The organism is Hydrocoleum sp. CS-953, from assembly GCF_002260545.1.
Classification (GTDB): domain Bacteria; phylum Cyanobacteriota; class Cyanobacteriia; order Cyanobacteriales; family Microcoleaceae; genus Trichodesmium.
The window spans coordinates 1-3,944 of sequence record NZ_LGSU01000628.1; the positions used below are offsets into that span (position 1 = coordinate 1).

Genomic DNA, 3,944 nt, shown 5'->3' on the forward strand with positions numbered 1-3,944 from the left:
AAAAATCAACAGAAACTAAATCTCAACCATTAGTAAATAAACAGTTTGCCTCTAATATTCCCACTACAGAAATATCTGATTATCAGAGTGAAGAATCTGAGAATGTGGTTTTGCAAAAATCAAAAGAAACTAAATCTGAACCCTTAGTAAATAAACAGTTTGCCTCTAATATTCCCACTACAGAAATATCTGATTATCAGAGTGAAGAATCTGAGAATGTAGTTTTGAAAAAATCAACAGAAACTAAATCTCAACCATTAGTAAATAAACAATTTAATCCCATCATTTCTCAAGAAAGTAATTTAATTAATAGCGAAATTACTCAAAATCAACAGAAATTAACATCTAACTTAGCTTTAACCTCACTACCAAAAGATGAACCTGTAGAACCAGATAGCAATACTACACCTATCCCAACAGAATCAGAAAAATATACTCCCCCTACATCACAACAAGCACAAACCTCTACAGAAGAAGGAGAACCCTTAGTACTAGTAGCTGAAGTTGTAGTTATTGGAGTAGACAGAGAACTCGAAGATCAAGTTTACCAAGTCATTAGCACTCAACCAGGACGCACAACCACTCGATCTCAACTACAAAAAGATATTAACGCTATCTTTGCTACTGGTTTCTTCAGAAATGTGAAAGCATTACCCGAAGATACTCCTCTAGGTGTACGGGTAACTTTTGAAGTCGAACCCAACCCCGTATTGAATTCTGTAATAATNAGACAGAGAACTCGAAGATCAAGTTTACCAAGTCATTAGCACTCAACCAGGACGCACAACCACTCGATCTCAACTACAAAAAGATATTAACGCTATCTTTGCTACTGGTTTCTTCAGAAATGTGAAAGCATTACCCGAAGATACTCCTCTAGGTGTACGGGTAACTTTTGAAGTCGAACCCAACCCCGTATTGAATTCTGTAATAATAGAAGGTGCAGAAGTATTTCCTGAGACTGAAACACAGAGAATATTCAGCGATCAATATGGTGAAACTCTAAACTTGAAAGTTTTTGAAGGAGGTGTCGAAGAAGTTAACCAGTGGTATCAAGACAATGGTTACGTTCTCGGACAAGTTATCGGTGCGCCTCAAGTTGATGACGATGGTACTGTCACCTTAGAAGTTGCAGAGGGGGAAATTAAAGAGATTCAAGTGCGCTTTGTGGATGCAGAAGGAGAAACAGTAGATGAAGAAGGTAACCCCATAGAAGGTCGTACCCGTGAATATATTATCACTAGGGAAATTGAGCTGAAACCAGGAGATATATTTCAGCGACAGACAGCAGAAAAAGATATTAGAAGAGTGTTTGGTTTAGGAATTTTTGAAGATGTGAGATTGGGGTTAGAACCAGCACCAGACGATCCTAACACGGCAGTTATAATTGTAAATGTTGTAGAGAAAAGTACAGGTTCTCTAGCATTTGGTGGTGGGGTTAGTTCTGCAAGTGGGTTGTTTGGTACAGTGAGTTATCAACAACAAAATATTGGTGGTAATAATCAAAAATTAGGTGGTGAGTTTCAGGTCGGTGAACGATTAGTATTAGCAGATGTTAGTTTTACAGATCCTTGGGTGGGTGGAGACGATCATCGACTCTCTTACACTGTTAATGCGTTCAGACGGCGAGCAATTTCGGTGATTTTTGATTCTGATGATGATAACGACCAGCGCGATGTCGATCTGCCTAATGGTGATAACCCACGGGTTATTCGTACAGGGGGTGGGGTTAGTTTCACTCGTCCGTTTATTCCTAACCCGTTTGTCGATCCACAGTGGACTGCTTCTCTGGGATTAAAATATGAACGGGTAGAAATTCAGGATAGTGATGGTGAAGTTGAACCCAGGGACGAATTAGGTAATAAATTGACTGCTGATGATTCTGGTAAAGACGATCTATTGACTATTCAATTTGGTATTGTTAATGATCGCCGTAATAATCCTCGACAACCTACTTCTGGTAGTTTGCTGCGGTTTGGTACAGAACAGTCTATTCCTGTAGGTTCAGGAGAAATTGCTATGAATCGTTTGCGAGGTAATTTCAGTTATTTTATTCCAGTCAATTTTACTAAGTTCGCTGATGGACCTGAAGCTTTAGCTTTTAATTTACAAGCAGGTCATATAGTAGGAGACTTACCTCCTTATGAAGCTTTTCCTCTGGGTGGTACTAACACAGTGCGTGGATATGATGAGGGTTCGGTGGCAGCAGGTCGTACTTTTGTGTTAGGAACTGTTGAGTATCGCTTTCCTGTATTTAAGTTTCTTGGTGGTGCTTTATTTGTTGATGCTGCAACAGTATTTGATAGTCAAAGTTCTGTAATTGGTAATCCTGGAGGTGTAAGGGAAAAACCAGGAGATGGTATAGGTTATGGTGCTGGTATCCGGGTACAGTCTCCTCTAGGTCCGATTAGAATTGATTATGCTATTAATGATGAAGGTGATACTCGTTTCCATTTTGGTATTGGTGAGCGGTTCTAATATCAGGCGCGATCGATGTTTCTTACAAATCTTTAGACTGATTCTAGGAGTCAGGAGTCAGAATACATAGGGAACTACTTTTGGGAGCACGAGGAGCCACGCTTACAAGGGTATATTTTTTACTTTTGATGTAAAAGAAGTATGGGGTAGAAAAAAGCACATTTTTATTAATATTTTATACTGAATAAAAGTGATTACTCACCCCTTTGTTAAAAACTTACCTGTGTAATACCAATTCCCATGCATTATTGCTATACTTGGGCGATACTTCAGTTATTAACCGCTCGGTACAATCAGAATCATTTTTTGGCTGATTTGAGCTAGTTTAATGTTAATTATTCTTATGTTTGCTTCTCCGGTACGGACGTTGCACAGGCAAAAATGCGTTTTCCGTTCCGGAATCCTCCGCAAACATGTCGCTCCGCGTTTAGCGTTCCGCAAAACTTTCCTGACGGAATGCTCCGCAAACGTTAACGCTACGCGACATATAAAGCGGAGCTTTGCGTCAGCAAAACGTCCCTACACTCCCCTACTCCCCTGCTCAAGTAAATATAGAAAAGTTTTTGAGAAATGGTGTAAGTAAGAGTAAGGAGGNTTTCCTGACGGAATGCTCCGCAAACGTTAACGCTACGCGACATATAAAGCGGAGCTTTGCGTCAGCAAAACGTCCCTACACTCCCCTACTCCCCTGCTCAAGTAAATATAGAAAAGTTTTTGAGAAATGGTGTAAGTAAGAGTAAGGAGGAATAGGAATAAAAGAAAAAAATTTCCCGTTTATCCCCTTGAAAGAGGAGGCTTGAGACCTTATTTATTTAGTCAAAAGTCATTTCTTAATAGCCAACTCCTGACCTCTAGCCGTTGGTTCAATAATTGATAATTGATAATTGATAATTGATAATTACCTCTCCCTAAAACGGATTGGATTGAATAAAAGGAAAATAAATTCATTGTTTCTNTTGATAATTGATAATTGATAATTGATAATTACCTCTCCCTAAAACGGATTGGATTGAATAAAAGGAAAATAAATTCATTGTTTCTCCTTTAAAGGAGAGGCTTTAAACCTTAATTATTCAGTAAGTAAATATTTATCCAATTAGTATGGATGCTGTATTTCTATTTCTACTGTTTATCTGTCGTCTCTACCTTTACCTGGTGTAATATCTTCGTCATCTTTTGGATCTTCTTGATCTGCCTGAGCAATAAGTTTCCATGACCTTTGTTGATCAAATTGTTCTTGAGCAGTCAAATTACTCGTAATTGCTGGAATCATATTGAGTCCTGTCAATACAGAACTGATAAGAATGATTGAAACTATATATTTAGACATTATTTAAGGATTGGTAATAAGGTGTATTCTCTTATTCACAATTTGTATTTATAGCGCTGTGCTCCGGGAACAGGCACTATTGGAACAGGCAACAGGGGGAATAAATTGCCGATAATATAAGACTTCTAGCTCTTTT

2 protein-coding genes and 1 pseudogene are annotated in these 3,944 nt (G+C 38.4%); 2 read left to right on the forward strand and 1 reads right to left on the reverse strand.

Annotation, left to right across the window (positions count from 1 at the left end; all coding sequences use genetic code 11):
* Positions 1–104: 104 nt before the first annotated feature.
* On the forward strand, positions 105–727 hold a 623-nt coding region (locus AFK68_RS44460; protein WP_371357269.1), incomplete at its 3' end, for a POTRA domain-containing protein.
* 1 nt (position 728) lies between these two features.
* Positions 729–2,478: pseudogene (locus AFK68_RS07010) on the forward strand (BamA/TamA family outer membrane protein); the annotation flags it as partial.
* A 1,129-nt stretch (positions 2,479–3,607) separates the two neighbouring features.
* Here AFK68_RS07010 and AFK68_RS36385 read toward each other — a convergent pair.
* On the reverse strand, positions 3,608–3,751 hold the full coding sequence (locus AFK68_RS36385) for a hypothetical protein (protein ID WP_210407274.1): 144 nt from the start codon (positions 3,749–3,751) through the stop codon (positions 3,608–3,610).
* Positions 3,752–3,944 lie beyond the last annotated feature (193 nt).